We start from the raw sequence: 25,561 nt of genomic DNA on the forward strand, positions 1-25,561 counted from the left end.
CGTAGCGTGACTGGACCGTCGCGGTGCGCGAACGGCGTGCCTCGAAGTATGCACAGATACGTTCCGCCGGACGCCCCGCCGCGTCCCGACAGTCGCTCTAAGTGATCATCGAATGGCGTCAACTGCCAGATTTTCCAAGGACTTCAAGGGTTCCCCCGGACGGCCGAACACGCACGGTCAACACTCTCAACGGTCACCACCCACGGAGATCATTGCCTGGCGTGTCAACTTCCAGCCGTCGCCGTGTCGTTCGACGTAACCAAGTGATCGGAGTTCGTACAGCCTGGCGACCGCGTCGTCCGGGATCGTCAGCGCGCCGCGGGCGATCTCGTCCGCGGTCGCCGCGCCGCGCCCCGGCAGCGCGGCCAGGACCCGCCGGGCACCCGGGTCGAGGAGATCACGCGGCAGCACCACCCCGCGCCGGTCCGGTGCCAGCTCCCCCATGTCGCCGACGAGTTCGACGACTTCCGCCGCGTCCGTGACCAGCACCGCCTCGCCGCGCAGCAACTCGTGCACGCCGCCGGAGAGAGCGCTGGTGACCGGCCCGGGGACCCCCATGGTGTGCCGTCCGAGGCGCTGTGCCGCGCGCGCCGTGACCAAGGAACCGCTGCGATGTGCGGCCTCGACGACCACGGTCCCTCGGGTGAGCGCGGCGATCACCCGGTTCCGCAGGACGAATCTGCTCGGCGTCGGGTGTTCGCCGGGTGGCAACTCTCCGATCACCAGCCCCTGTTCCGCGATCCTGGTGATCAACTGGGTGTGTCCGCGCGGGTAGGGCCGGTCGACGCCGCAGGCGAGCACGGCGACGGTCGCCCCACCAGCGCCGAGGGCACCACGGTGCGCGGCGCCGTCGACCCCGTAGGCACCGCCGGACACCACGACCCAGCCCCGTTCCGCGAGGCCGGCGGCGAGGGTTGCCGCCATGTGGGCGCCGTACTCGGTGCAGGCGCGGGCTCCGACGACGGCGACCGACCTGAGCGCCCACATCCGCAGGCTGGGCCGGCCGCGCACCCACAGCCCCAGGGGCCGCGCGTCCGCCAGGTCGTCGAGCTGTCCGGGCCACTCGCCGTCGCCCGGGCACAGGAACCGCACGCCGGCGTCCCGGGCGGCGGCGAGGTCCCGCTCCGGCTCGGCACCCGCCGCCCTTCCGGCCAGTCCCGCCCACCGCTTCTCGCTCACCCCGGGAAAGGGCACCCCACCGCCCCGCAGCCGCCGGACCACCTCCCCCACCCCGAACTCCCGGACCCACCGCCCGGCGACCTCGTCGCCTGGTTCGATGACCCGCGTGAGAAAGACCCGGCCGACCAGCTCGCGCTCCGGGTCGTCGCCGAGGCTCACGCCGGCGCCCCGATGGCCATGGGGACGCCCCGGGGCACTCCGGTGCGCAGTTGCAGGGCCAGGGCGACGTCCGTGGCGTCGGGGCGGTCGTGCCCCGCGAGGTCCGCGACCGTCCAGGCCACGCGCAGGACGCGGTCGATCCCGCGGGCGGTCAGCACGCCCCGCTCCAGGTTGCGCTCGGCGTCGTCCATGGCTCCGCGTACGGCGTGCCAGCGGCTGCGCAGTTCGCGGCCCGGAACCTCGCTGTTCGTGCGCCACGGGGTTTCGGCCAGTCGGGCCACCGCCCGTTCCCGCGCCGCCCGGACCCGGTCGGCGACCGCGACCGTGGACTCGCCCCGGGCGCCACGCTCGGTCAGCTGGGCGCGGGTGACCCGGTCCACCTCGACACGGAGGTCGACCCGGTCGAGCAGCGGGCCGGAGAGCCTGGCCTGGTAGCGCCGGATCGCGGAGGGCGGGCACTCGCACAGGTCGCCCGTCTGGGAGAAGCGGCCGCACGGGCAGGGGTTGGCCGCCAGCACCATCAGGAACTTCGCCGGGAAGCGCACCACGCCCGCACTCCGTGCGATCACGACGTGGCCCGCCTCCAGGGGCTGCCGGAGAGCGTCCAGGGCCCGACTGCTGAATTCGGGTGTTTCATCCAGAAAGAGAACACCTCGGTGCGAGAGCGAGACCGCTCCCGGCCGGGCGATGCCGCCACCACCGCCCACCAGCGCCTGCATCGTCGCCGAGTGGTGCGGAGCGCAGTAGGGAGCGACGTCGATCAGGGGCCTGCCCGGGGGCAGCAGGCCGGCCACCGAGTGCACCGCCGTGACCTCCAGCGAGTCCTCCCGGCTCAGCCGCGGCAGGATGGCGGGCAGTCGCTCCGCGAGCATTGTCTTCCCGGCGCCGGGCGGCCCCTCCAGGAACAGGTGATGCCCGCCCGCAGCGGCGACCTCCACGGCCGTGCGCGCCGAGCGCTGGCCCACGACGTCGGCGAGGTCGTGGTCCGGCTGGGCGGCCCCCAGGCTGTGCATGCCCGTGGCGGCGCCGGTGCCGGGCACCCGCAGGCCGGCCAGAAGGGGGTCGGGGCGACCCGTGTCGAGCGGCTCCTCCTCGGGCACGGGCTCGTCCGCGAGGACGGCGATGAGCTGCCGCAGGCTGCGTACCCCGAGCACGGACACGCCGGGTACCAGGGACGCCTCGGCGGCGGCGCACTCCGGCACCACCACCTGCTCGTAGCCGGCGTCGGCCGCGGCCAGGACAGCGGGGAGGATGCCCCGCACCGGCCGCACCCGCCCGTCGAGCCCCAGTTCCCCGATCATCACGATGTCGGCGAGCACCCGGGGGTCGATCCGCTCGGAGGCGCCGAGCACGGCGCACGCGACGGCGAGGTCGAATCCCGAACCCGCCTTCGGCACCGACGCCGGACTGAGCCCCACCGTCAGTTTCTTCTGCGGCCACTCGGCTCCCGAGTTCACCACCGCGGCCCGCACCCGGTCCCGGCTCTCCGTCAGGCTCTTGTCCGGCAGCCCCACCAGCGTGAACGCCGCCACCCCGGGTTCCAGGTCGGCCTGGACCTCGACCACCACGCCTTCGACGCCCACGAGCGCCACCGAGCACGTACGTGCGAACCCCATCAGGCCACCCCCCGCACATGCTCGACCACGGCGGCCCCGCGCCGGGGCAGGACCACGCCGACCAGGTCGATGCGGACGCCTCCCGGCGGTGCTCCTCCGTGTTCCTGCACCCAGCGTTCCGCCAGGCCTCGCAGGCGGTCCGCCTTGGTGGGCGTGATCGCCGCCATCGGATGCTGGAAGGGCCCGGCCCTTCGGGTCTTCACCTCGCAGACCACCAGGACGTCGCCGTCCCGGGCCACGATGTCGATCTCGCCGGTGCGTCCGCAGCGCCAGTTGCGCTGCACCACCGTCATCCCGGCCGCGGCCAGTCGCCGTGCGGCCAGGTCCTCGCCGTACTTGCCGAGTCCGCCTCGTGCGTTCATGTCGGCACCACCTCCGGCGCCAACCGTCACGTATCCGCTCCACCCGAGTTGATCTTGGTGGACTACTCAGCGGTTGTGGAAAACCCCGTCACCTGGGCGGGTGAATCTCGGCCCGACACCGGCCGGGCCGCGATCCGGCCTCACCCGCTCGGCAGCTCCAGATCGCTCTTGTTCAGCTCCTCGATGTTCACGTCCTTGAACGTGAGTACCCGCACCTGCTTGACGAACCGGGCCGGCCGGTACATGTCCCACACCCAGGCATCCGCCATGGACACCTCGAAGAACACCTCGCCCTGAACCGAGTGCACCTGCATCTCGTAGTCATTGGTGAGGTAGAAGCGCCGCTCGGTCTCGATCACGTATTTGAACAGACCGACGACGTCGCGGTACTCCCGGTAGAGCTTGAGCTCCATCTCGGTCTCGTACTTCTCGAGGTCCTCGGCGCTCATGGCATGTTCCCCTTCAGCCGTGCGATCCCACCATTGTGCGCCAGCCCCGCGAGCCCCTAGACGATTTCGGTGTCCAAGGTCACGGGCCCGGCCGGGGGACCTTCGTCGAGCAGCCTGCGCAGCAGCTCGGCGAGTCTGGTCGGATACACCGTCTCATGTGCCTGGGTCAGTTCCTGACACGTCCACCAGCGCGCTCCGGCGACACTGCGCCGCTCCAACTCGGTCAGCCCCATCGCCTCGGGCACCGTCTCGGACGTGTGGGCCGTCCGGGCCAGGTAGTACCACTCGTCCTGGTCCCAGCGTCGGCCCGCGAACGGGAACGAGCACGTCCGCCGCCACAGGACCGGGCCGAGCTCGACCTCGGTGATGCCGGTCTCCTCGGCGAGTTCCCTGAGCGCGGCCTCTTCACGAGTCTCGTCGCCCTCCAGGCCGCCGCCGGGCGTGAACCACCAGTCGTCGGCCGGATCGTCCGGCTCGTGGCCGTGCAGGAGCAGGATGCGGTCGTCGGGATCGAGCAGTACGACCCGGGCCACCTTGCGCAGACCGCCCTCGTACGAGTCCCCTGCCGCGTCCGTGGCCTCAGCGGGCACCGGCGGGCTCCGTCCGCGTCCGGGACCGGCCCCGGCCGCCGAGCAGCTTGGCCACCGGGCCGTAGGCGCCGCCACCGAGGACCAGCACGGCCCCCACGACGATCATCGCGATGACCGTACGCAGCGGACCCGGGGAGGACAGGGCACCGAGCGGCTCGAAGCCCGTCGGCCGCGCCAGCATGCCGTCCATGGGCCACACGACGGCGTCCACCCGGGCCGTCACGGCGCTGCGCGCCACCGTTCCGCCGGCCGCGTCGGTGAGGTGGGCGGTGGAGTCCAGGGATCCCTGGCGCTCGTCACCCAGCAGGAACAGCCGTCCCTCGGGCACGTCCACGGTCGGGAAGCCGGTGATCTCGGCGGGGCCCGCCAGGTACGGTTCGTCGATCTGCTTGCCGTTGACGGTGAGCTTGCCCTTCGTGCAGCAGGCGACCGTGTCCCCGCCGATGGCGACCACCCGCTTGACGACGGGCGCGTTCGCCCATTCCGTGTCGTTGAAGACGACGACGTCGCCCCGGCGGACCTCGTCACCGTCGACCCGCTGGGCCAGAACCCGGTCGCCGGCGGCGATCGTCGGCGTCATCGAGCCGGTGGGCACGGTGTACGGGAGGTAGACCACCGCTCCCCAGCCGAATCCGCCGAGGAACAGCACGAGGCCCAGCGCGACGGCCAGCCCGGACAGCCTGTGTCCGGTCCGGCTGCCCACCGGGCCCGTGTCGGTGCCGCCGCTGCGCGGGGCCGTACGCGTCGTGCTCTCGCCACCCATGGGTCCGCACCCTACCCGGCGGTACCTGAGCCGGTCAGCCCTTCGCCCCCGGCCGAGGCCACAAGCTGTACGAGGGTTTTGTCGAGCCTTGACCTCAGCGCGTCGCGGCGGCGGCGATCTTCCGACGGCGCCACAGCGCCACCGGCAGGACGCCGACGAGAGCGAGCGCGTTCGGCGCGACCGTCAGTGCGGTGGCCGCGGACGCCTTGGCGTCCAGACCCTTCTGGTCGAAGGTGTCCGGGACCGGCAGCGTGCCCCAGCGGTTGATCGGCCAGGCCTTCACGATGGCGCGGCCCACGACCTCGTCGACGGGGACCATGCCGTGGTTCTTGTCCGACTGGTTGTAGCGCGAGTCCCGCGAGTTCTGCCGGTGGTCGCCCATGACCCAGATCGAGCCCTTGGGGACCTTCACCGTGAACTGGCCGCCCTGGTCGTCCTGGCTGCACGGGGTGTTGCCGGGGTACACGTACGACGCCTCGTCCAGCGCCTTGCCGTTGACCTTCAACGGGCCGGTGCCCGAGCACGAGACGGTGTCACCGCCGACGCCGATGACCCGCTTGATCAGGTCCTTCTCCTCGGCGGACGGCATCAGACCGATCCAGCTGAGAAAGGTCTGCAGCGCGTTCGGGTCCGTGGTCGGCTCGCCCGCGAGCCAGCTGTCGGGGTCGTGGAAGACGACGACCTCGCCACGCTCGGGCTCGGAACCGAACCACGGGGTGAGCTTGTCCACCAGGACCCGGTCACCCTGCTGGAGGGTGTTCTGCATCGAGTCGGAGGGGATCGAGAACGCCTGCACCAGGAAGGTCTTGATCAGCAGCGCGAGCACGAGCGCGATACCGATCAGGATCGGCAGTTCCTTCCAGAAGGAACGCGGCTTCTTCGGCTTGGGCGCCGAGTCGCCCGGCCCCTGGTCGTCCATCCTGGTCCGTTCGTCGGTCACCGTGCCGTCATCGGCCGCCCCGGAGTCACTCCCGGAGGTCACGGCGCTGTCCGCGGCCGGGACGGCTGACTCCGCGGGGCGCCCGCGGTGCTCCTCGCCGTCGTGTCCGGACCGTGCGCCAACCGCCACATCCCCCACGCCAACTCCTCACTCTGTGCCGCCGCCTGCCCCGGATACGGTGCAGGCCCACCACTCCCATAACGAGCGGGAGTTCCGCAGGGCTCGGGAGGTGGATCGATCCGTTCGGATCGTCGGAAGCAACCCTAAGCGACGGCTGGGAGGCCGCGGTCGACCCGGACGTCGAGTCGGACACGGAAGCGTAAGTATTCGGCTCCTCCAACGTGGTCCAGTGACCGAAGGGCCAGGCGATGACCATGGCCCGTCCCACCACGGAGTCCTCGGAGACCGTGCCGCCGTAGTCGGTGTCCTGGTGCGCGCGGGAGTCCGCCGAGTTGGCACGGTGGTCGCCCATCACCCACAGCCGCCCCTGCGGGACGGTGATGTCGAACGCGGTCGTGGACGGGGCGTTGCCGGGGTAGAGGTAGTCCTCCTCGGTCAGGGGAACGCCGTTGACGGTGACCTTGCCTTGCGCGTCGCAGCACTTGACGCGGTCGCCGCCGACCCCGACGACCCGCTTGATCAGGTCCTTCTCGTTGTCGGACGGCAGCAGGCCGATGAAGGTGAGCCCCTCCTTGACCTGCTTGACGACGATGGGGTCGTCCTTCTTCGTGGTGGTCTGCTCGTCCTGGAGCCAGCCGCCGGGGTCCTTGAAGACGACCACGTCCCCGCGCTCGGGCTTGGAACCGAACCACGGGGTGAACTTGTCGACCAGGACCCGGTCGCCGATCTGGATCGTCTGCTCCATGGAGCCGGACGGGATGACGAACGCCTGTACGAGGAAGGTCTTCAGGACGAGAGCTATCAGGACGGCGACTCCGACGAGGAGAGGTATCTCCTTGACGGCGCCCCGCCTGCGGCGCCGCTTGACCTTGCGCTGGAGCTTGCGCCGTTCGGCCCGCGAGCGGCCGCCGGCCGAACCGGAGGCGGCACGCCGGGATCCCGTGGGCAGCAGGTTGTCGGCCGCGCTGCTCGCCGTACCGCGAGGTTTGCCGCGGTTACCCATGGGCGCCCTCCGCGGCGGGCACGCGCGCGTAGGCGTCGGGACGGTGCAGGCGGGTGAAGTGGTCGGCGGGCCACAGGATCCAGTCGGCCCGTCCCACGACGTGGTCGAGGGGGATCATGCCGCCGCCGGGTGAGCCCAGATGGTCACGGGAGTCGCTGGATTCGCTGCGGTGGTCACCGAGAACGAACAGGGTGCCCGCGGGTACCTCGACGTCGAAGGAGACCCCGGACGGGCTGTCACCGGGATACAGGAAAGTCGACTCGTCGACCGACCGGCCGTTCACCTCGATCCTCCCCTCCTTGTCGCAGCAGACCACGTGGTCTCCCCCTACCCCGACAACGCGCTTGACGTAATCCCCTTCCCCGAAATACCCGGTTCCGTCGAAGACGACGACATCGCCGCGCCGCGGCTCGGCACCGAAACGGTACGCCAACTTATTTACGAGAACGCGGTCCCCGATCCTCAATCCGCTTTCCATGGATCCGCTGGGAATCTGGAAGGGCTTCAGCACGAAGGTGCTGAGCAGCAGCGGGAACAGCAGGCAGACCAGCAGGGTCAGAGTGATCCGCCCGCCGGGGACCCATTCGGCGATCCGGGCCCCCCACGCGAAACGCGACCGGTCCTCCGGTCCCCCTGTGTCCGAGATCTCCTCGGTATCAGAAGGGCGGGAGGAGCGGTCGCGCTCCGTCGGCTGTGCTTCGGTGTCCATCGGGGCCAGATGTTATCCGGCCCCGCTGTGGGACCCCGCGCGCGATCAGTTGTCGCGCTTCTCCTTGATCTTCGCGGCCTTACCGCGCAGCTCGCGCAGGTAGTAGAGCTTGGCGCGACGCACGTCACCGCGGGTGACGAGCTCGATCTTCTCGACGATCGGGGTGTGCACCGGGAAGGTGCGCTCGACGCCGACGGAGAAGGAGACCTTGCGGACCGTGAAGGTCTCGCGGACACCGGCGCCCTGGCGACGGATGACTACGCCCTTGAACTGCTGCACACGGGAGCGGTTGCCCTCGATGACGCGGACGTGGACGTTGACGGTGTCACCCGGGCGGAAGGCCGGGACGTCGCTGCGCAGCGACGCGGAGTCGACGGAGTCGAGCAGGTGAGACATTTCGTCTGCTTTCCTCGCTGATGCCACAGGTCATCAACGGAAACTAGGTTCTGGATGAGAGTCGTGCCGGTCGGGGCGGGCGTCGTGTCCCCCTGTGGCAGGGGCGCACGCCGGACCACGCACAGCAGCGGCCTATTCTTCCACGCCCTGAGGCCTGCGCCAAAATCGTCCGTACGGCTCACCCGCCGGATCGGGCGCCCAGCCCAGGATGGAGAGCATCTCGCGGTCCTTCTTGTCGAAGACCTTGGGCTCGCAACGCTCAATGAGATCCGGCCGGTTGGCCGCGGTTCGCTTCAGGGCCTCGTCTCGCCGCCAACGGGCGATCTTGCCGTGGTGGCCGCTGAGCAGCACGTCCGGGATGCCGCGCTCCCGCCACTGCGGCGGCTTGGTGTAGACGGGGCCCTCCAGGAGGTTGGCCATGGCCCCCGGCGCGAAGGAGTCGTCCTGGTGCGACTCGGCGTTGCCCAGCACGCCGGGCAGCAGCCGCGCCACGGCCTCCGTGACGACGAGTACGGCCGCCTCTCCGCCGGCGAGGACGTAGTCGCCGATGGAGACCTCGTAGACCGGCATCCGGGTCGCGTACTCGTCGATGACGCGGCGGTCGATGCCCTCGTAGCGGGCGGGTGTGAAGACCAGCCAGGGGCGCTCGGAGAGCTCGACGGCGAGTTCCTGGTTGAAGGGGCGGCCGCTGGGGGTGGGGACGACGAGGGCGGGCTGGTGGGCCCCGGTCTCGTAGCCGTCCGCCAGCACGGCGTCCAGCGCCTCTCCCCAGGGGTCGGTCTTCATGACCATGCCGGGGCCGCCCCCGTACGGGGTGTCGTCGACCGTGTTGTGGCGGTCGTACGTCCAGGACCGCAGATCGTGCACGTGCACGTTCAGCTGTCCACGCGCGCGTGCCTTGCCGACCAGGGAGACGTTCAGGGGGTCGAGGTACTCGGGGAAGATCGTGACGACGTCGAGGCGCATTACGACTCTTCCCGTGAGGACGCGATCTCGGCCCTGTCGTCGATCAGCCCGGGCGGCGGGTCGATGACGGCCTTCTGCTCCTCGAGGTCGATCTCGGTGACGATCTCCTCGACGAAGGGGATGAGGACCTCGCTGCCGTCGGGGCGCTCGACGACGAACAGGTCCTGGGAGGGCAGGTGCGAGATCTCGGTGATGCGGCCGACCTCGACGCCGTCCTTCGTCACCACGTCCAGGTCCATCAGCTGGTGGTCGTAGTACTCGTCCTCGTCCTCGGGCAGCGCCTCCGGGTCGATCTCGGCGATCAGGAGGATGTTGCGCAGGGCCTCTGCGGCGTTGCGGTCCCGGACGCCCTCGAAGCGCAGGAGCAGCCGGCCGCTGTGCACCCGGCCGGTCTCGATGGTGAGCGGGCCCGCCGTGGCGGGGTCGGTCGCCAGTACGGCGCCGGGTGCGAGCCGCAGTTCCGGCTCGTCTGTACGGACCTCGACGGTGACCTCGCCCTTGATGCCGTGGGCGCGGCCGATCCGTCCGACTACGAGCTGCACTGTTCGAAGTTCTCCTGTCGTAACGACCCGAAACGACTACGGGCCGGGGACGGCCAGTGGCCCTCCCCGGCCCGAGCCGGTGCTGCGTTCGGCGTCAGCGCACGTGGTCGACGTCGACGAGGTCGACGCGGACACCGCGGCCGCCGATGGCGCCCACGACGGTGCGCAGGGCGCGTGCGGTGCGGCCGTTGCGGCCGATCACCTTGCCGAGGTCGTCGGGGTGGACCCGGACCTCGAGCACTCGCCCGCGACGCAGGTTGCGCGAGGCGACCTGCACATCGTCAGGGTTGTCGACGATGCCCTTCACGAGGTGCTCGAGAGCCTCCTCGAGCATGCTCAGGCCTCGGTCGACGCGGACTCGGCCGGGGCCTCGTCCTTCTTCTCAGCCTTCTTCTTCTGGGTGATGGCCTCACCCTTGCCCTCGTCGTCGCCACCGAGAGCCTCGAACGACGGACGCGTGGCCTTCTCGGCCGGCTGCAGCAGCGGAGCCGGGGCGGGCTCGCCCTTGAACTTCTGCCAGTCGCCGGTCTTCTTCAGGATGGCGAGGACGGGCTCGGTCGGCTGCGCGCCGACGGAGAGCCAGTACGCCACGCGGTCGGCGTCGACCTCCATGCGGGACGGGTTCTGCACCGGGTGGTACAGGCCGATCTCCTCGATCGCACGGCCGTCACGGCGGGTGCGGGAGTCGGCGACGACGATGCGGTAGTGAGGCGAACGGATCTTGCCCAGACGCTTCAGCTTGATCTTGACTGCCACTGGAGTGGGTTCTCCTGGTTTTGACGTGATTGGGCACGGCGAGAGAGCCGCGTGGGGTTGCGGTACCCGAGTGCCCGATGGACGCGTCAGCCGGAGGAGAGAGGGGTCCTATGCGACTGTCGAGTACAGCTAGCCATTGTGCCACACCCCGCGCGTCGCTTCGGACCGGGGCCGCGCTGCAGCATGCCGGAGACACACCCGGCGCGGGGGGCCGCCCGACCGCGCGGTCCCGCGTCGCGGGGTGCCACGCGGCGGGCTGCCGCCGTCACGGCTGCGGCGGCCCTCCCGCGCGGGCACTTCTCCTGCCGTCCGGCACCCACGAGATACCGGTCAGGGCAGTCAGCTCGCCGCCGCTCCCACGACCTCCGGGATCCGGAACGGCTTTCCGCATCCGCCGCACACGATCGGCGCCTGGGCCAGCACCGACGGCACGACCCGGACGTTGCGGCCGCAGTCGCAGACGGCCTTGACGCGGACACCGCCACCGGAGGAGCCGTGGCGGGCGGCCGGGCCCCGGAAGGTGCGGGACGTGTCGGCGGCGGTGGCCACCGAGTGGGCCTTGAGGGCGCGCTGAAGGCGCTCGATGGTCGGGCGGTAGCGACGCTTCGCCTCGGGGGTGAGCGTGACCAGCGAGAAACCGCTGCTGGGGTGCGGCTCCTCGGGATGGTCCAGGCCCATCTCCTCGGCGATCGCCAGGAATCTGCGGTTGTGGTAGCGGCCGGCACGGGACGTGTCGCGGATGCCGCGCGCGGCGGCGATGCCATGGACTGCCTCGTGAAGCAGTCGCTCGAAGGAGAGCTCGTGACCGCACGCGGACGACGACTCCCCGATCAGGGACTCTGGCGCGGCAAGATCGGGCAGCTCGGGGTGGTACCGCTGAATGTCGGCCCACGCCTCTGCCAGCTCTGCGGCGAGAACAGGTGGTGTCTGTGTCGTGCTCACGTAATGACAACGAGCCAGGGTGCCGCTGTGTTCCGATTCCGGGGCATCCCAAATAATTTGCACGTACCCGTCAGTTGCCGCTGATGCGTCCTGACGAGGGCGGGTGCGCTGATCTGCGGATAAGCCTCGCAGCTCGTCACAAGCCGGTGCGTAGCCTGACGTACGACCCGGCGCGTAGAAGGTGTCCGCGCGCCGGGGTGGCTGTAGTCCGCAGGTGCGCAAGAGGCGTTTCGGTCGCACTTCCGCCGGAGGGGCGCTACCTAGTAAGCGCGCGCGACGATCGCGACGTTACCCGGTGCGTCCTCGTCCTCGGGCACCGACCCGTCCTCGGCGACCAGACACCGTACGGTCACCGCGTGGTCGGCCAGCCTGGCCTCGCCTTCCGCACCGAGGGTCGCCCACGGGACGCGGGCCCACCCGCCGGCGACCGCGGCCTCGACGGCCTCCTCGATCGTCGACACCTCACAGGTGCGGGACTCACGTCGCTCGCGGGCCTGCTCCAGCAGCAGCGCCTGGTCCTCCTCGAGGAACGCGGGGAGCCGGCCGACGAGGGAGTCGAGGGACACCGGTTCCTTGTTCCCGGGGATGCGGCGGACCAGCGTCGCGGTGCCGTTCTCCAGGTCACGGGGCCCGATCTCGATCCGTACCGGTACACCCTTGAGTTCCCAGTCGACGGCGCGGCGGCCGAAGGGGGTGTCCACCCGGTCGTCGACCTGGACGCGCACCCCCGCCGCCTTCAGCCGGTCGTCGAGCTCGCGGACCTTGGCCAGAACCGCCTCGTCGCCCTTCACGGCGAGGACGACGGCCTGGATCTGCGCCAGGCGAGGCGGCACCCGCAGGCCGTGGTCGTCGCCGTGCGTCATCACCAGGGCGCCGATCATGCGCGTGGTCGAGCCCCAGGAGGTCTGCCAGACGAGTTCCCGGGTGCCGTCCTTGGACAGGTACGAGGTGTTGAAGGCCTTGGCGAAGTTCTGGCCCAGCTCGTGGCTGGTGGCCATCTGGAGGGCCTTGCCGTCGCCCATCATGCCTTCCAGCGTGAGGGTGTTGACGGCTCCGGCGAACCGCTCCCTGACGGTCTTGCGGCCGGGGACGACGTCCATCGCGAGGACGTTCACCATGAAGTCCTCGTAGACCTCGCGGTGGATGTGCGCGGCGAAGTCGCGCGCGTCCTCCTGGGTGGCGTGCGCGGTGTGGCCCTCCTGCCACAGGAACTCGGTGGTACGGAGGAAGAGCCGGGGGCGCAGTTCCCAACGGACCACGTTCGCCCACTGGTTGATCAGGAGGGGCAGGTCGCGGTAGCTCTGCACCCACTTCGCGAAATAGTCGTTGACGATCATCTCGGAGGTGGGGCGGACGACCGCGGGTTCCTCCAGCTCCTTGCCGCCGCCGTGGGTGACCACCGCGAGCTCGGGCGCGAACCCCTCGACGTGGTCGGCCTCGCGGGTGAGGTACGACTGCGGGATCAGCAGCGGGAAGTACGCGTTCTGGGTGCCGGTCTCCTTGATGCGGGCGTCCATCTCGGCCTGCATCCGCTCCCACAGCCCGTACCCGTACGGTCGGATGACCATGGTGCCGCGCACCGGACCGTTGTCAGCCAGCTCGGCCTTGTTGATCAGATCCTGGTACCAGCGCGGGAAGTCGTCCGCACGGGGCGTGAGAACCGGTGCCTTTGCCATGGCGCGATGGTACGAGCCCGGATTACCGGAATGTGAATTCTCGCCACTCGCACAGCCAACCCACAAGCCGGGCCCGCCAACCCCTGGACGCGCGGTCGAGTGCGGAGTTATCTGGCATACGGGGGGAGTGCGAGCGCACGTCACGGGGGCTACGGAATCGGGCACAGGGGCAACTCTCGGCGGATTGGGGCGCTTACCTATGACACCTACGCTCGTGCGGCAGCACCTGTCTCATACGGGAGAAGGACCCCGTGTGGACCTCGGTGCACGCGCGCGTGACTGGTCCGAGATCCAGGAGCGGATGCTGGTGCCGCTCTACGAGGCCGTCTACGAGCGACTGGAAGTGGGCCCCGCGGCGCGGCTGTTGGGCCTCGGCTGCGGCTCCGGGCTCGCCCTGCTGATGGCGGCCTCCAGAGGGGCCGCGGTGACCGGTGTCGACGACTCCCGGGAACGGCTGGCCCTCGCGCGGGAGCGGCTGCTGCCGGAGGCGTGGAGCACGCGTGGGCGCGCCGGCGCCCGGCTGGTCGACGGCGCGCTCGGGGAGGTGGCCGACGCTGGGGCGCCCGCGTACACGGTGGTGACCGCCCTCGAGCCCATCGGGTGTCTCGCGGGCGACTCGGAAGGGCTCGGGGAACTGCTCGCCGCGGCGGTGCCGCTCGCCGCGCGAGGGGCACCGGTGGTGCTGGCAGGCTGGGGACCGCCGGAACGGTGCGCCACGTCGGCGGTGCTGCGGGTGGCCACCAAGCTGGCGGATCCACTGCGCAACACGGGCAGTTGGCGCCCCGCTCTCCGGGACGACCTGGAGGAGGTCGCCCAGCGGGCCGGCCTCCGGACCGACGGTTCCGGCCGGGTCGCCTGCCCGTTCGGGTACGCGGGCGTGGACAGTGCGGTACGCGGACTGCTGTCGACCGGGCTCTTCGACGCGGCGATCTCCGCGACGGACCAGGCCCAGGTCGACAAGGAGGTGGCGGAGGCCCTGCATCCGTACCAGCGCCAGGACGGCACGGTGTGGATGCCGAACGTGTTCCGGTACCTGATCGCGCGGGTTCCCTAGAGCGCGGCCCCCGGCGGGCCCGGCCGTGCGGGGAAGGGGTGCCCGGAACGCACGGGGGCGCCCCCTCCAGGAAGGAGCGCCCTCGGTGAGGTACGGGAAAGGCCGGATCAGCCCATGAACTTCTTGAACTCGTCGGGCAGTTCGAAGTCCTGAGGCTGCTGCTGACCAGGCACGCCGAAGGCGTTGCCGCCCTGGGCGGCGGCCGCGCGGCGGGCGGCCTCCTCCTGCTCCTGCTGCTTGCGCTTCATCGGGTTGCCGGAGCGCTGCTTGCCCTTGGCCTTCTTGGGCTGCTTCTTGGCGCGGCCGGGACCGCCACCCATGCCCGGCATCCCCGGCATCCCGGGCATGCCGCCGCCCTGAGCCATCCGGGACATCATCTTGCGGGCCTCGAAGAACCGCTCGACCAGGTTCTTCACGGCGCTGACCTCGACGCCGGAGCCCTTGGCGATACGGGCGCGGCGCGAGCCGTTGATGATCGTCGGCTCCTGGCGCTCGGCCGGGGTCATCGACTTGATGATCGCGGCCGTGCGGTCGACGTCCCGCTCGTCCAGGTTGTTGATCTGGTCCTTGATCTGGCCCATGCCGGGGAGCATGCCGAGCAGCTTGGAGATGGAGCCCATCTTGCGGACCTGCTCCATCTGCGCCAGGAAGTCGTCGAGCGTGAAGTCCTGGCCCTTCTTGGAGGCCAGCTTCTCGGCCATCTTCTGGGCTTCGGCCTGGTCGAACGTCTTCTCCGCCTGCTCGATCAGGGTGAGCAGGTCACCCATGTCGAGGATGCGGGAGGCCATCCGGTCCGGGTGGAACGCGTCGAACTCGTCGAGCTTCTCGCCGTTCGACGCGAACATGATCGGCTTGCCGGTGACCGAGGCGATCGAGAGGGCCGCACCGCCGCGGGCGTCGCCGTCGAGCTTGGAGAGCACCACGCCGTCGAAGCCGACACCGTCGCGGAAGGCCTCGGCGGTGTTGACCGCGTCCTGACCGATCATCGCGTCGACGACGAAGAGGATCTCGTCCGGCGACACGGCGTCGCGGATGTCCGCGGCCTGCCGCATGAGCTCGGCGTCGATACCGAGGCGGCCGGCGGTGTCCACGATCACGATGTCGTGGACCTTGGACTTCGCGTGCTCGATGGAGTCCTTGGCGACCTTGACCGGGTCACCCACGCCGTTGCCCGGCTCGGGCGCGTAGACCGAGACACCGGCCCGCTCGGCTACCACGCTGAGCTGGTTGACGGCGTTCGGGCGCTGGAGGTCGGCGGCGACCAGGAGCGGCGAGTGGCCCTGCTCCTTCAGCCACCGGCCGAGCTTGCCCGCGAGGGTGGTCTTACCGGCACCCTGCAGACCCGCCAGCATGATCACGGTGGGCGGCTGCTTGGCGAAGCGCAGGCGACGCGTCTCACCGCCCAGGATGGTGACGAGCTCGTCGTTGACGATCTTCAGGACCTGCTGGGCGGGGTTCAGCGCCTTGGAGACCTCGGCGCCGAGGGCACGCTCCTTGACGTTCTTGATGAACGTCCGCACGACGGGCAGCGCCACGTCCGCTTCGAGGAGCGCGATGCGGATCTCGCGCGCGGTGGCGTCGATGTCCGCCTCGGAGAGCCGTCCCTTGCCGCGCAGGTTCTTGAAAGTCGCTGAGAGGCGATCGGAGAGAGTATCGAACACGGCGCTCGCGGTCCTCGGGGTCGTCGGTGGCTGGCTTCGGAATCGCCCTCCAGGGTATCCCGGCGCGACGAGAGCGGGTCACTGCCGGTCAGCCCCGCAGGGTCTCCTCCAGTTTCCGCGCCACGGAGGCGGCCTCTTCGCTGGGCAGGGGCGCGCCCTCGGGGTCGGTCACGTAGAAGGCGTCGACCGCGTTGGCGCCCAGGGTGCTGACGTGTGCGCTGCGCACCCGCACACGGGCGTCGTCCAGTGCGCGCCCGATGCGGTGCAGCAGTCCGGGCACGTCCTGGGCACGGACCTCGATGACCGTGGCCAGCCGGGACGCGGTCGGGTGGACGCTGACCCGGGGCGGCGGCGCCACGACTCCCCGGCGGCGCGGATAGGCCGCGTCCCGCTCGGCGAGGCGGCCGGCGATGTCCAGGGACCCGTCCAGGGCCCGTACGAGATCGGCGCGCAGCCGGGCGGCCTGGGGCAGGGAGCCGTACTGGGCGGCGACCCGCCAGTTCAGCAGCAGCACCGAGCCCTCGACGCCGTCGGGCAGGTCCAGGGTGCGCAGTTCGGCCGTGCGGACGGTGAGGCGGTGCACGGCGAGGACGCCGGCCACCGCGGGCAGCACGCCCGACTGGTCCGGTACGGCGATGACCAGTTCCACACCGAGGGGTTCCGGGTCGCCGGCCGGCTGCTCCTCGGTCGGCGGCTCGGTCTGCGCGCGCAGGGAGAGCACCGGGCCGCCGGTGGCGACCGCCTCGATCGCGAGCCGCTCCTGCTCGGCGGTGGGCGCGGCGGACTCGGGCTCGTCCTCCAGGTCCCCGGCCAGCACCGCGGAGACCCGCTTGACCAGGTCGGCGACGAGCGAGCCACGCCAGGACGACCAGGCCGCCGGCCCGGTGGCCAGCGCGTCCGCCTCGGTCAGGGCGTGCAGCAGCTCCAGCGTGCCCTGCGAGCCGACCGCGTCGGCGACCGAGCGCACGGTGGCCGGGTCCTCCAGGTCGCGCCGGGTCGCGGTGTCGACGAGCAGCAGGTGATGGCGTACGAGGGTGGCGAGCACCGTCACGTCCGCCCGGTCGAAGCCGATCCGGGCGGCCACGTCCTTGGCGATGATCTCGCCGGCCACCGAGTGGTCGCCGGGCCAGCCCTTGCCGATGTCGTGCAGCAACGCGGCGACCAGGAGGAGGTCGGGGCGATGGACGCGACGGGTGAACTCGGAGGCGCGGACCGCGGTCTCGATGAGGTGCCGGTCGACGGTCCAGATGTGCACGGCGTTGCGCTGCGGCCGGCAGCGCACCCGCTCCCAGTCGGGCAGCAGGCGGGTGATCAGCCCCTCCGCCTCCAGTGCCTCCCACACGTCGATGGTGGGCTGACCGGAACCGAGCAGGGTCACGAGCTGTTCGCGCGCCTCGGCGGGCCAGGGCGTGGGCAGGGGGCGCGCGACGGCCGCCATGCGCCGCACGGCGTGCAGGGAGAGCGGGAGTCCGGCCTGCGCGGCGGCGGCCGCGGCGCGCAGCGGCAGCACGGGGTCGCGTTCGGGGCGCGCGGCACGGGCGAGCACCACCTCGCCGTCCTGCTCCACGACGCCCTCGGCCAGCGGGGATCGTTCGGCGACCGGCTTGCCGCCGCCGAGCATGGCACGCAGCCGCGGCCGCACGGCGCGAGCCCTGAGCACGCGGCCCACTTCCCGCCAGGTCACGTCACTGGCGTACGAGATGACCCGCGCCGCCTCGTACACCTGCCGCAGCAGCGTGTCGGCGTCGAGCAGGCCGAGCTCGGCCGCGACCTGGTCCTGCTCCTGGAGCGCGAGCCGGTCGGTCGCCCGGCCGGTCGTCAGGTGCAGGGCGTCACGGACGTCCAGGAGGCGGCGCCGGGCGTCGTCGAGGCCCTCACGCGGGGCGTCGGCGAGCCAGGAGGCGGCGACGGCCCGCAGGGCGGTGGCGTCGCGGAGGCCGCCGCGGGCCTCCTTGAGGTCGGGTTCCAGGAGGTACTGCAGCTCGCCCTGGCGTTCGGCACGCTCGGCGCACAGCTCCTGGAGTTCGGGCAGGCGTTTGGGTGCCTGGTTGCGCCAGTCGGCGAGGACGGTGGTCCGCAGACCGGCGGTGAGGCCCAGGTCGCCGGCGAGGTGGCGGGCGTCCAGGAGGCCCAGTTGCACCTTCAGGTCCTCGGCGGCGGTCTTGCGGGCCTCGGCCGGCGTGCGCACGGAGTGGTCCAGGGCGAGGCCGAGGTCCCAGACCGGGTACCAGATGCGGTCGGCCAGGGCGGCGACCGCGCCCGAGTCGCTGCCGTCGTGCAGCAGGAGCAGGTCCAGGTCGCTGCGCGGGGACAGCTCACCGCGGCCGTAGCCGCCGACGGCGATCAGGGAGACCCCGCGCAGGCCCTCGCCGCCCGCGTTGAAGAGGCCGGCCAGCCAGCCGTCCGTCAGTTCGGACAGGGCCGCACGGCGCGGCGGCCCGGACTGCGCCCCCTCCGAGAGGAGGCGCAGCCGGGCCGCCGCATAGCCGCTGGGTCCCGAGTCCTCTGCATCCTTGCGCACGTCCGTGCTCGTCACCCAGCAGCTCCTGTTCTGTTCTTCGGTCAGAGCGCGTCCGGGCCGCGCTCGCCGGTGCGGACCCGTACGGCGGTCTCGACCGGGAGGGACCAGACCTTGCCGTCACCGATCTTGCCGGTGCGGGCCGCCTTCACGATGACGTCGATCAGCTGTTCGGCGTCGTCGTCCTCGGCCAGCACCTCGATGCGGATCTTGGGGACCAGGTCCACGGTGTACTCGGCACCACGGTAGACCTCGGTGTGGCCCCGCTGACGACCGTAGCCGCTCGCCTCGGTGACCGTCAGTCCGTGGACCCCGAAGGCCTGGAGGGCCTCCTTGATCTCGTCGAGCCGGTGGGGCTTGACGACGGCGGTGATGAGCTTCATGCGTCCACCTTCTTAGCGGTGTCGGCCACCGGGGCCGGGACGGCGGTCGTGCGGGCGGCACCACCACCGGCACCACTGAAGTCGTATGCGGTCTCGGCGTGCTCGGCCTGGTCGATGCCGGCGACCTCGTCGTCCTCGGGGACCCGCATGCCGAGGGTCTTGTCGATGAGGAGGGCGAGGATCGCGGAGGCGATCAGGGAGTAGGCCAGGACGCCACCGACACCGGCGAGCTGCTTCCACAGCTGGTCGAACTTGTGGTCGCCGTAGAAGACGCCCGCCGCGTCGGACTGGCCCTTACCGCTGGCGAAGAAGCCGATCAGGATGGAGCCGGCGATACCGCCGACGAGGTGGACACCCACGACGTCGAGCGAGTCGTCGTAGCCGAACTTGTACTTCAGGCCGACGGCCATGGCGCACAGGACACCGGCGATCGCGCCGACGGCGATCGCGCCGATCGGGGTGACGGCACCACCGGACGGGGTGATGGCGACCAGACCGGCGACCGCGCCGGAGGCGGCACCCAGCGTGGTGAACGCGCCGTGGCGGATCTTCTCGTAGACGAGCCAGGCCAGCATCGCGGCGGCGGTGGCGACCTGGGTGTTGACGAACATCAGCGTGCCGACGCCGTCGTCGTTGCCGAGCCACGAGCCGGCGTTGAAGCCGAACCAGCCGAACCACAGCAGACCTGCGCCGAGCATGACCAGCGGGAGGCTGTGCGGGCGCATCGGGTCCTTCTTGAAGCCGACGCGCTTGCCGATGACGAGGATGACACCGAGCGCCGCGGCACCGGCGTTGATGTGGACCGCCGTACCACCGGCGAAGTCGATCACGCCCATGTCGAAGGCCCAGCCGCCCTCACCCCAGACCCAGTGGGCGACGGGGAAGTACACGATCGTGGCCCACAGGGCGATGAACAGCGCCCACGCCGAGAACTTCACGCGGTCCGCGAGGGCACCGCTGATCAGGGCGGGCGTGATGATCGCGAACATCAGCTGGAAGACCATGAAGGCGAGCAGCGGGATGTTGTAGGAGCCCCACAGTTCGCCCTTGTCGATCCCGCTGAGACCGATCCAGTCGGAGTTCCAGCCGATGAGGTGTCCGGAGTCCGTGCCGAAGGCGAGGGAGAAGCCGTACAACACCCACAGGATGGTGACGATCCCCAGGCTGATGAAGCTCATCATCAGCATGTTCAGGGTGCTCTTGACGCGGACCATGCCTCCGTAGAAGAAGGCCAGTCCCGGCGTCATGAGCATCACCAGGGCGGAACAGATGAGCATGAAACCTGTGTTGGCTGCGGAGAGCTCTGTCTCCGCGGCAAGCGTGATGGCTGGAGCCATCGGCGTCTCCTCGTCATTGGTACGGCCCCGTGCGGGCGAAGCCTGAGCGGATTGAGGGGTGGGCCGGTTATGCGCCATGAGATTGGCGCAGCGCGGTTTCGGTGGAAGCCCCTCGTTGTTTCGCCGCCGTGACGAAGGCGCCCTGCGTGTTACGCCTCGATGAACTGGCTGATATTGGTCGCGTTGATCGTTATCGTGGCGCAACCTTCGGTGAAGGAATGGAACCGGCCGCGGTCGGCCTTCCGATGACCTGGCATGGGGGAGCCGAGTCGGGCAGTTCGGGAAGGCCGGCCACGGCCGGGGTTGTGGGGGCCGCGCGCGGTGTCAGACCGCCTCGGCGGTCTCGGGCAGCTCGATGGCGAGCTGCTCGGTGAGGCTTACGACCTCGGCGAGATCACCGAAATCGCGTACGGCCGTGTCGACCGTCTTTCGGATACGGGTGTTCACCCGCTCGGAGCGCACCTTCTTGGCGATCTGCATGGCGTGCGCGGCCTGCACGGTGCTCTGCTCGGGCTCACGCTGGAGCAGGTGCACGGTGGCCATCCCGATCAGGTTCAGTGCGTACGACCGCTGGTGCTCGCCGTCGTCGGCGAAGAGCTCGACGGCCTTGCGCATGAGGGGCTCGGCCAGGGAGGCGTAGGTGGGGCTGCGACCGGCGACGTAGGCGAGGTCGCGATAGGAGTGGGAGTTCTCGCCGTACAGCTCGGCCTCCGAGAAGAAGCGGATCCAGTCGGGGTCCGGCTCGTCCCACTCGTCGGTGTCGGCGAAGGTGTCCTCGGCCATCCGGACCGCCCTTTTGCACTTGCCGGGCTGCCCCATGTTGGCGTAGGCGCGGGCCTCCATCGCATACAGCATGGACTGGGTGCGCGGGCTCGCGCAGTCCCGGCTGCCGTACTGCGCGAGGTGGATCAGTTCCAGGGCGTCCTCGGGCCGCCCCAGGTGGATCATCTGACGGCTCATGCTGGACAGCACGTACGAGCCGAGCGGCTTGTCGCCCGCCTCCTTGGCCGCGTGCAGGGCGAGCACGAAGTACTTCTGCGCGGTGGGCTGCAGCCCCACGTCGTACGACATCCAGCCCGCGAGCTCGGCCAGTTCGGCGGCGACCTTGAACAGCTTCCTGGTGGTGGCCTCGGGCTGGGGCTCCTGGAGGAGGTCGGTCACCTCGTGCAGCTGACCGACGACCGCCTTGCGGCGCAGGCCGCCGCCGCACTGGGCGTCCCACTGGCGGAACATCACCGTCGTCGACTCCAGCAGGTCCAGCTCCGGCCTGGACAGCCGGCCGCGGCGGGCCGAGGACGAGGACGGCTCGGGGTCGTGGTGCGCGGACGAGGGCGAGGGCACCAGCCAGCGCTGCATCGGCTCGATGAGGGACGGACCCGCGGACAGGGCCAGCGAGCTCCCGAGGAAGCCGCGCCGCGCCAGCATCAGGTCGCTGCGCGAGAACTCGCTGAGCAGGGCCACCGTCTGCGGACCCGTCCAGGGCAGGTCGACGCCGGTCGCGGAGGGTGACTGGCGGGTGGCGCGCAATCCGAGGTCCTCGACGGAGACGACACATCCGAACCGCTCGGAGAACAGCTCCGACAGGATCCGCGGGATCGGCTCGCGGGGGTTCTCGCCGTCCAGCCAGCGGCGTACCCGTGAGGTGTCGGTGGAGATGTGGTTGGCGCCCAACTGACGGGCGCGGCGGTTGACTTGACGGGCCAGCTCGCCCTTGGACCAGCCGCTGCGAACGAACCACGAGGTGAGCAGCTCGTTGGGGCGCTTGTCCGCGTTCATCGCGTTCGTCCCACCACTGCCGTTGCCGCTCACTGGAACGCCCCCATTCCTGAGACCACTTGTCACCGAGTGCGCCAAGCCTTATCAGAATGCCGGTAAATACGGCCGTCCGTCCGGTGATTGCCACCCTTCGAACGGGAACCCGGGTTGCCTCCGGCATACCCACAAGTGCATGTGCCCCCAGGGCTTGTGCACTCAAAGTAATCCTACGATCACGCGTCCAGCCATGGCGATCCCCGAAACGCCACCATTCGCCACCCCTTCGAATGAACTCCCGGTCGTCGCCGCACGATTCACTTGACAGAGGACGGTCGAGAGTGGGCGGAGCGGTGCACTCAGGGGCGCACGCCGCCGAGCACACCACCCGGGTCACCTCCGGGCGCCGCCATGACCCGGAAGTGGTGGTGGAATCGGCAACGGAGAGTCACAGTTCGCGTTCGTCACGTAACCACCGGCACGCCGGACACGTTGGAGGGGGCATGGGGTTCACGATCGGCGGCATTCGGGAGATCCGCTCCGGCTCGCGTCGGCGCGGCCGCTCTTCGGAGTGCACGGCCGTCGCCGAGTTCACCGGACTGTGGGGCTGGGACGCCGTACCGGGGGCGCGTGCCGCGGCCGGTTCCTGTTCGTGCGGGCGCGCCGACTGCGCCGCACCCGGTGCCCATCCCCTCGACTTCGCGCCGCACGTTCCGGCCGGGGCGACCCTCGACGACGTCGCCAAGACCTGGGGCGAGTTCCCCGGCGCCTCGGTGATGCTGCCCGTCGGCCAGGCGTTCGACGTCATCGAGGTGGCCGAGCCCGCCGGGCGCCGCGCCCTGGTCCGCCTGGAGCGCATGGGCCTCCCCCTCGGCCCGGTGACCGCCACCCCCGAGGGCCGCGCCCACTTCTTCGTCGCCCCCGGCACCGCCGCCGAGCTCCCCGACCTCCTCTACCGCATGGGCTGGGACGACCCCACCTCCCTCGACCTGCACGGCCTGGGCCCCGGCACGCACATCACCGCCCCGCCTTCCGACCGGGGCGGTCTGGGCCCGGTGCGCTGGCTGCGCCCGCCCGCGCTGGACACGGCCACGAAGCCGCCGGCGGCCCGACTACTGCTGGGGACGCTGGCCTACGTGGCGCACCGCTCGCGGGCTTAGGGCCTGTCGTTCGGATCACGCCGCACACAGCGAAGCGCCCGTCCCCAACTGCACCTTGGGGGCGGGCGCTTCTTCGACCACCGACGAATTCTCGTGGGTCACTCGCCGATAAGGGCATCCACGAACGCTTCCGGCTCGAACGGCGCCAGGTCGTCGGCGCCCTCTCCCAGACCGATCAGCTTGACCGGCACGCCCAGCTCGCGCTGGACCGCGATCACGATGCCGCCCTTGGCCGTGCCGTCCAGCTTGGTCAGGACGATGCCGGTGATGTCGACGACCTCGGCGAAGACCCGGGCCTGCACCAGGCCGTTCTGGCCCGTCGTGGCGTCGAGGACGAGCAGCACCTCGTCGAGCGGCGCGTGCTTCTCGACGACCCGCTTGACCTTGCCGAGCTCGTCCATGAGGCCGGTCTTGGTGTGCAGGCGCCCCGCGGTGTCGATGAGCACGACGTCCGTGCCCATCTCCTTGCCCTCCTTGACCGCGTCGAAGGCCACGGAGGCGGGGTCGCCGCCCTCGGGGCCGCGCACGGTGTGGGCGCCGACCCGATCGCCCCAGGTCTGCAGCTGGTCGGCGGCGGCGGCCCGGAAGGTGTCGGCGGCACCGAGCACCACACTGCGGCCGTCGGCCACCAGGACGCGGGCGAGCTTGCCGGTGGTGGTGGTCTTGCCGGTGCCGTTGACGCCCACGACCATCACGATGCCGGGCTTGCTGGTCTCGGGTTCGGTCTTGACCGTGCGGTCGAGGTCGGTGCCGACCAGCTTGAGCAGCTCCTCGCGCAGCAGGGCGCGCAGCTCGTCCGGCGTGCGGGTGCCGAGCACCTTCACCCGCTCACGCAGGCCGTCGACCAGCTCCTGCGTGGGCAGCACGCCGACGTCGGCGGTGAGCAGCGTGTCCTCGATCTCCTCCCAGGTGTCCTCGTCGAGGTGCTCGCGCGACAGCAGCGTGAGCAGCCCCTTGCCGAGGGCGTTCTGGGAGCGGGAGAGGCGGGCGCGCAGGCGGACCAGGCGCCCCTCGGTCGGCTCGGGGACCTCGATCTCGGGGACGAGTGAGGGGGGCTCCTCCACGACGACGGGAGCCGAGCCGTCCGGGAGGTCCACCTCCTCTATCGTCCGGCGCGTTTCGTCGCGCGGCGTCTCGGCCTCGTCGCCGACGTGCGGCTCGGCCGGCGGGGCGGTGATGTCGGGCGCTGCGGGGGGCGGCGGGGGCAGCGACTTCTTGCGCCGGCTGCCGACGATGAGCCCGCCGAGCGCACCGAGCACGACCACGGCGATGACTACAGCAAGGATGACAATTTCCATAACCCGTCCAGTATCCATCCCTCCCCCGCCGGGGAGGCCGAACCGCGAGGAGCATGCCGTGCAGCTTGCCTCTGACGCGGACATGGCATTCGAACAGTCACTCTAGAGGGAAGCTGTCGTCATTCCGCGGCCCTGGTTGTCTGACGCACCGTCAGCTACCGTCCTCCCTCCCACCCACCGCGCGAAGGGGGACGTTCCCATGCCCGTCACGGTCGTACGTTTCAACCTGGTCGAGCCCGGCGCCACCCCCGCCTCGCTCAGCGCCCGCTACCGGGCGGCCGTGGAGATGGCCGCGTACGCGGACGGCCACGGGATCACCACCGTGCAGACCGAGGAGCACCACGGCGTCGCCGACAACTGGCTGCCCTCGCCGTTCGCCTTCGCGGGCGCGGTGTTCGGGGCCACCAGCCGGATCGCGGTCACGGTCTCGGCGGTCATCGGCCCGCTGCACGACCCGCTGCGGCTGGCCGAGGACATCGCCGTGCTGGACCTGCTGAGCGGCGGGCGGCTGGTGACGGTCGCGGGGATCGGCTACCGGCCCGAGGAGTACGCGCAGTTCGACGTGGAGTGGAAGCGGCGCGGGAGGCTCCAGGACGAGCTTCTGGAAACCCTGCTCAACGCCTGGACCGGCGAGGCGTTCGCGTACCGGGGCCGGACGGTACGGGTCACCCCGCGCCCGTACACCGACCCGCACCCCCTGCTCCTGGTCGGCGGTTCCTCGAAGGCCGCCGCCCGCCGGGCCGCCCGGCTCGGCCTGCCGTTCTTCCCCAGCGCGTATCTGCCGGAGCTGGAGGCGTACTACAAGGAGCGGCTCGTCGAGTACGGCACGGAGGGCTGGACCATGATGCCCGCCGCCGAGACGCCCCTGCTGCACATCGCCGAGGACCCGGACGAGGTGTGGGCGGCACATGGGAAGCACTTCCTGCACGAGGCCCGGACGTACGCCTCCTGGCAGTCCGGCGACATCCGCTCGGCGGTGAGGTCGGCGGCCACCACGGTGGACGAGCTGCGCGCGGAGGGCGTGTACCGGGTCCTGACCCCGGAGGACTGCGTGGGACTGGGCCTCGACAGCCTCGTGCTGCATCCGCTGGCGGGCGGGATGCCGGTCGAGGAGGGATGGCGCAGCCTGCGGCTGTTCGCGCGGCGGGTGGTGCCGGAGCTGACGTGAGACCGCCGCCCCCGGCTCGGCGGTGGCCGAGCCGGGGGCGGCGGACGGTACGAGGAGAGGGG

General features: G+C 70.9%; 25 protein-coding genes. 3 read left to right on the plus strand and 22 right to left on the minus strand.

Features of this window, described 5'->3' with window-relative positions; translation table 11 throughout:
- Positions 1-186: 186 nt before the first annotated feature.
- The 16 genes from dprA to proS all read right to left on the minus strand — a co-directional run bounded on the left by dprA (position 187) and on the right by proS (position 13,168).
- Entirely contained in the window at positions 187-1,338 is a 1,152-nt protein-coding gene (gene dprA / locus AQJ84_RS29570) for a DNA-processing protein DprA (protein WP_030041024.1), read from the minus strand.
- Positions 1,335-2,954, minus strand: coding sequence for a YifB family Mg chelatase-like AAA ATPase (locus AQJ84_RS29575; protein ID WP_030041023.1), 1,620 nt, complete (start codon positions 2,952-2,954; stop codon positions 1,335-1,337). The genes dprA and AQJ84_RS29575 overlap by 4 nt, the downstream gene beginning before the upstream one ends.
- Positions 2,954-3,346, minus strand: coding sequence for a YraN family protein (locus AQJ84_RS29580; protein ID WP_078631958.1), 393 nt, complete (start codon positions 3,344-3,346; stop codon positions 2,954-2,956). Before AQJ84_RS29580 ends, AQJ84_RS29575 begins: the two co-directional genes overlap by 1 nt.
- A 110-nt stretch (positions 3,347-3,456) precedes the next feature.
- Positions 3,457-3,765 carry a DUF2469 domain-containing protein gene (locus tag AQJ84_RS29585; RefSeq protein WP_003993268.1) on the minus strand — a complete coding sequence of 103 codons (309 nt, stop codon included), beginning with the start codon at positions 3,763-3,765 and terminating at the stop codon, positions 3,457-3,459.
- A 56-nt stretch (positions 3,766-3,821) separates the two neighbouring features.
- Complete coding sequence (locus AQJ84_RS29590) at positions 3,822-4,355, minus strand: NUDIX hydrolase (RefSeq protein WP_030041021.1); 534 nt, start codon at positions 4,353-4,355, stop codon at positions 3,822-3,824.
- Positions 4,345-5,118, minus strand: coding sequence for a signal peptidase I (lepB, locus tag AQJ84_RS29595; protein WP_030041020.1), 774 nt, complete (start codon positions 5,116-5,118; stop codon positions 4,345-4,347). The genes AQJ84_RS29590 and lepB (AQJ84_RS29595) overlap by 11 nt, the downstream gene beginning before the upstream one ends.
- Positions 5,119-5,212: 94 nt before the next feature.
- A complete protein-coding gene (gene lepB, locus AQJ84_RS29600; RefSeq protein WP_037803044.1) occupies positions 5,213-6,196 on the minus strand; it encodes a signal peptidase I in 984 nt (327 codons plus the stop codon).
- A complete protein-coding gene (gene lepB, locus AQJ84_RS29605; protein ID WP_030041018.1) occupies positions 6,084-7,181 on the minus strand; it encodes a signal peptidase I in 1,098 nt (365 codons plus the stop codon). Before lepB (AQJ84_RS29605) ends, lepB (AQJ84_RS29600) begins: the two co-directional genes overlap by 113 nt.
- Positions 7,174-7,890 (minus strand): signal peptidase I, encoded by a 717-nt coding sequence (lepB, locus tag AQJ84_RS29610; protein ID WP_030041017.1) that lies wholly within the window; start codon positions 7,888-7,890, stop codon positions 7,174-7,176. Before lepB (AQJ84_RS29610) ends, lepB (AQJ84_RS29605) begins: the two co-directional genes overlap by 8 nt.
- 45 nt (positions 7,891-7,935) lie before the next feature.
- Entirely contained in the window at positions 7,936-8,286 is a 351-nt protein-coding gene (rplS, locus tag AQJ84_RS29615) for a 50S ribosomal protein L19 (protein ID WP_030041016.1), read from the minus strand.
- Between the two features lie 132 nt (positions 8,287-8,418).
- Positions 8,419-9,252 carry a tRNA (guanosine(37)-N1)-methyltransferase TrmD gene (gene trmD / locus AQJ84_RS29620; RefSeq protein WP_030041015.1) on the minus strand — a complete coding sequence of 278 codons (834 nt, stop codon included), beginning with the start codon at positions 9,250-9,252 and terminating at the stop codon, positions 8,419-8,421.
- Positions 9,252-9,794: a ribosome maturation factor RimM gene (rimM, locus tag AQJ84_RS29625; protein WP_053191520.1), complete on the minus strand. Its 543-nt coding sequence runs from the start codon at positions 9,792-9,794 to the stop codon at positions 9,252-9,254. Before rimM ends, trmD begins: the two co-directional genes overlap by 1 nt.
- A 94-nt stretch (positions 9,795-9,888) precedes the next feature.
- A complete protein-coding gene (locus tag AQJ84_RS29630; RefSeq protein ID WP_003973401.1) occupies positions 9,889-10,128 on the minus strand; it encodes an RNA-binding protein in 240 nt (79 codons plus the stop codon).
- Positions 10,129-10,130: 2 nt separating this feature from the next.
- On the minus strand, positions 10,131-10,550 hold the full coding sequence (gene rpsP / locus AQJ84_RS29635; RefSeq protein ID WP_030041014.1) for a 30S ribosomal protein S16: 420 nt from the start codon (positions 10,548-10,550) through the stop codon (positions 10,131-10,133).
- Between the two features lie 339 nt (positions 10,551-10,889).
- Positions 10,890-11,492, minus strand: a complete 603-nt coding sequence (locus AQJ84_RS29640; protein WP_053191522.1) for a hypothetical protein — start codon at positions 11,490-11,492, stop codon at positions 10,890-10,892.
- 260 nt (positions 11,493-11,752) lie between these two features.
- A complete protein-coding gene (proS, locus tag AQJ84_RS29645) occupies positions 11,753-13,168 on the minus strand; it encodes a proline--tRNA ligase (protein ID WP_030041012.1) in 1,416 nt (471 codons plus the stop codon).
- A gap of 199 nt (positions 13,169-13,367) precedes the next feature.
- Here proS and AQJ84_RS29650 point away from each other — a divergent pair, with 199 nt between their 5' ends.
- Positions 13,368-14,222: a methyltransferase domain-containing protein gene (locus AQJ84_RS29650; protein ID WP_051869991.1), complete on the plus strand. Its 855-nt coding sequence runs from the start codon at positions 13,368-13,370 to the stop codon at positions 14,220-14,222.
- A 107-nt stretch (positions 14,223-14,329) separates the two neighbouring features.
- Here AQJ84_RS29650 and ffh read toward each other — a convergent pair whose 3' ends face one another.
- From ffh to nsdA, 5 genes are all read right to left on the minus strand, one after another.
- Positions 14,330-15,883: a signal recognition particle protein gene (gene ffh / locus AQJ84_RS29655; RefSeq protein ID WP_030041010.1), complete on the minus strand. Its 1,554-nt coding sequence runs from the start codon at positions 15,881-15,883 to the stop codon at positions 14,330-14,332.
- 88 nt (positions 15,884-15,971) lie between these two features.
- Positions 15,972-18,419 (minus strand): [protein-PII] uridylyltransferase, encoded by a 2,448-nt coding sequence (locus AQJ84_RS29660; protein ID WP_030041009.1) that lies wholly within the window; start codon positions 18,417-18,419, stop codon positions 15,972-15,974.
- Between the two features lie 26 nt (positions 18,420-18,445).
- Positions 18,446-18,784 (minus strand): P-II family nitrogen regulator, encoded by a 339-nt coding sequence (locus AQJ84_RS29665; protein ID WP_003997576.1) that lies wholly within the window; start codon positions 18,782-18,784, stop codon positions 18,446-18,448.
- Complete coding sequence (locus AQJ84_RS29670) at positions 18,781-20,121, minus strand: ammonium transporter (protein WP_030041008.1); 1,341 nt, start codon at positions 20,119-20,121, stop codon at positions 18,781-18,783. The genes AQJ84_RS29665 and AQJ84_RS29670 overlap by 4 nt, the downstream gene beginning before the upstream one ends.
- 324 nt (positions 20,122-20,445) lie before the next feature.
- Complete coding sequence (gene nsdA, locus AQJ84_RS29675) at positions 20,446-21,930, minus strand: transcriptional repressor NsdA (RefSeq protein ID WP_053191524.1); 1,485 nt, start codon at positions 21,928-21,930, stop codon at positions 20,446-20,448.
- A gap of 446 nt (positions 21,931-22,376) precedes the next feature.
- On the opposite strand from nsdA, the gene AQJ84_RS29680 reads away from it, so the two are divergent.
- A complete protein-coding gene (locus tag AQJ84_RS29680; RefSeq protein WP_030041007.1) occupies positions 22,377-23,033 on the plus strand; it encodes a bifunctional DNA primase/polymerase in 657 nt (218 codons plus the stop codon).
- A 98-nt stretch (positions 23,034-23,131) separates the two neighbouring features.
- On the opposite strand, the gene ftsY is transcribed toward AQJ84_RS29680, so the two are convergent.
- The gene (ftsY, locus tag AQJ84_RS29685) at positions 23,132-24,331 is read right to left on the minus strand and encodes a signal recognition particle-docking protein FtsY (protein WP_030041006.1); all 1,200 of its coding nucleotides are present in this window, start codon (positions 24,329-24,331) and stop codon (positions 23,132-23,134) included.
- Between the two features lie 199 nt (positions 24,332-24,530).
- Between ftsY and AQJ84_RS29690 the strand changes: the two genes are divergently transcribed.
- Positions 24,531-25,499: an LLM class flavin-dependent oxidoreductase gene (locus tag AQJ84_RS29690; RefSeq protein WP_030041005.1), complete on the plus strand. Its 969-nt coding sequence runs from the start codon at positions 24,531-24,533 to the stop codon at positions 25,497-25,499.
- The last annotated feature ends 62 nt before the right edge of the window (positions 25,500-25,561 follow it).

Origin of the sequence: Streptomyces resistomycificus (assembly GCF_001514265.1) — a bacterium.
Classification (GTDB): domain Bacteria; phylum Actinomycetota; class Actinomycetes; order Streptomycetales; family Streptomycetaceae; genus Streptomyces; species Streptomyces resistomycificus.

Coding starts and splice junctions, on each gene's coding strand:
- AQJ84_RS29575 (WP_030041023.1), bottom strand. CDS start 2,954: ATGGGGTTCGCACGTACGTGCTCGGTGGCGCTCGTGGGCGTCGAAGGC.
- AQJ84_RS29585 (WP_003993268.1), bottom strand. CDS start 3,765: ATGAGCGCCGAGGACCTCGAGAAGTACGAGACCGAGATGGAGCTCAAG.
- lepB (WP_030041020.1), bottom strand. CDS start 5,118: ATGGGTGGCGAGAGCACGACGCGTACGGCCCCGCGCAGCGGCGGCACC.
- lepB (WP_030041018.1), bottom strand. CDS start 7,181: ATGGGTAACCGCGGCAAACCTCGCGGTACGGCGAGCAGCGCGGCCGAC.
- lepB (WP_030041017.1), bottom strand. CDS start 7,890: ATGGACACCGAAGCACAGCCGACGGAGCGCGACCGCTCCTCCCGCCCT.
- rplS (WP_030041016.1), bottom strand. CDS start 8,286: ATGTCTCACCTGCTCGACTCCGTCGACTCCGCGTCGCTGCGCAGCGAC.
- trmD (WP_030041015.1), bottom strand. CDS start 9,252: ATGCGCCTCGACGTCGTCACGATCTTCCCCGAGTACCTCGACCCCCTG.
- AQJ84_RS29630 (WP_003973401.1), bottom strand. CDS start 10,128: ATGCTCGAGGAGGCTCTCGAGCACCTCGTGAAGGGCATCGTCGACAAC.
- proS (WP_030041012.1), bottom strand. CDS start 13,168: ATGGCAAAGGCACCGGTTCTCACGCCCCGTGCGGACGACTTCCCGCGC.
- AQJ84_RS29650 (WP_051869991.1), top strand. CDS start 13,368: ATGACACCTACGCTCGTGCGGCAGCACCTGTCTCATACGGGAGAAGGA.
- AQJ84_RS29665 (WP_003997576.1), bottom strand. CDS start 18,784: ATGAAGCTCATCACCGCCGTCGTCAAGCCCCACCGGCTCGACGAGATC.
- AQJ84_RS29670 (WP_030041008.1), bottom strand. CDS start 20,121: ATGGCTCCAGCCATCACGCTTGCCGCGGAGACAGAGCTCTCCGCAGCC.
- AQJ84_RS29680 (WP_030041007.1), top strand. CDS start 22,377: ATGGGGTTCACGATCGGCGGCATTCGGGAGATCCGCTCCGGCTCGCGT.
- ftsY (WP_030041006.1), bottom strand. CDS start 24,331: ATGGAAATTGTCATCCTTGCTGTAGTCATCGCCGTGGTCGTGCTCGGT.
- AQJ84_RS29690 (WP_030041005.1), top strand. CDS start 24,531: ATGCCCGTCACGGTCGTACGTTTCAACCTGGTCGAGCCCGGCGCCACC.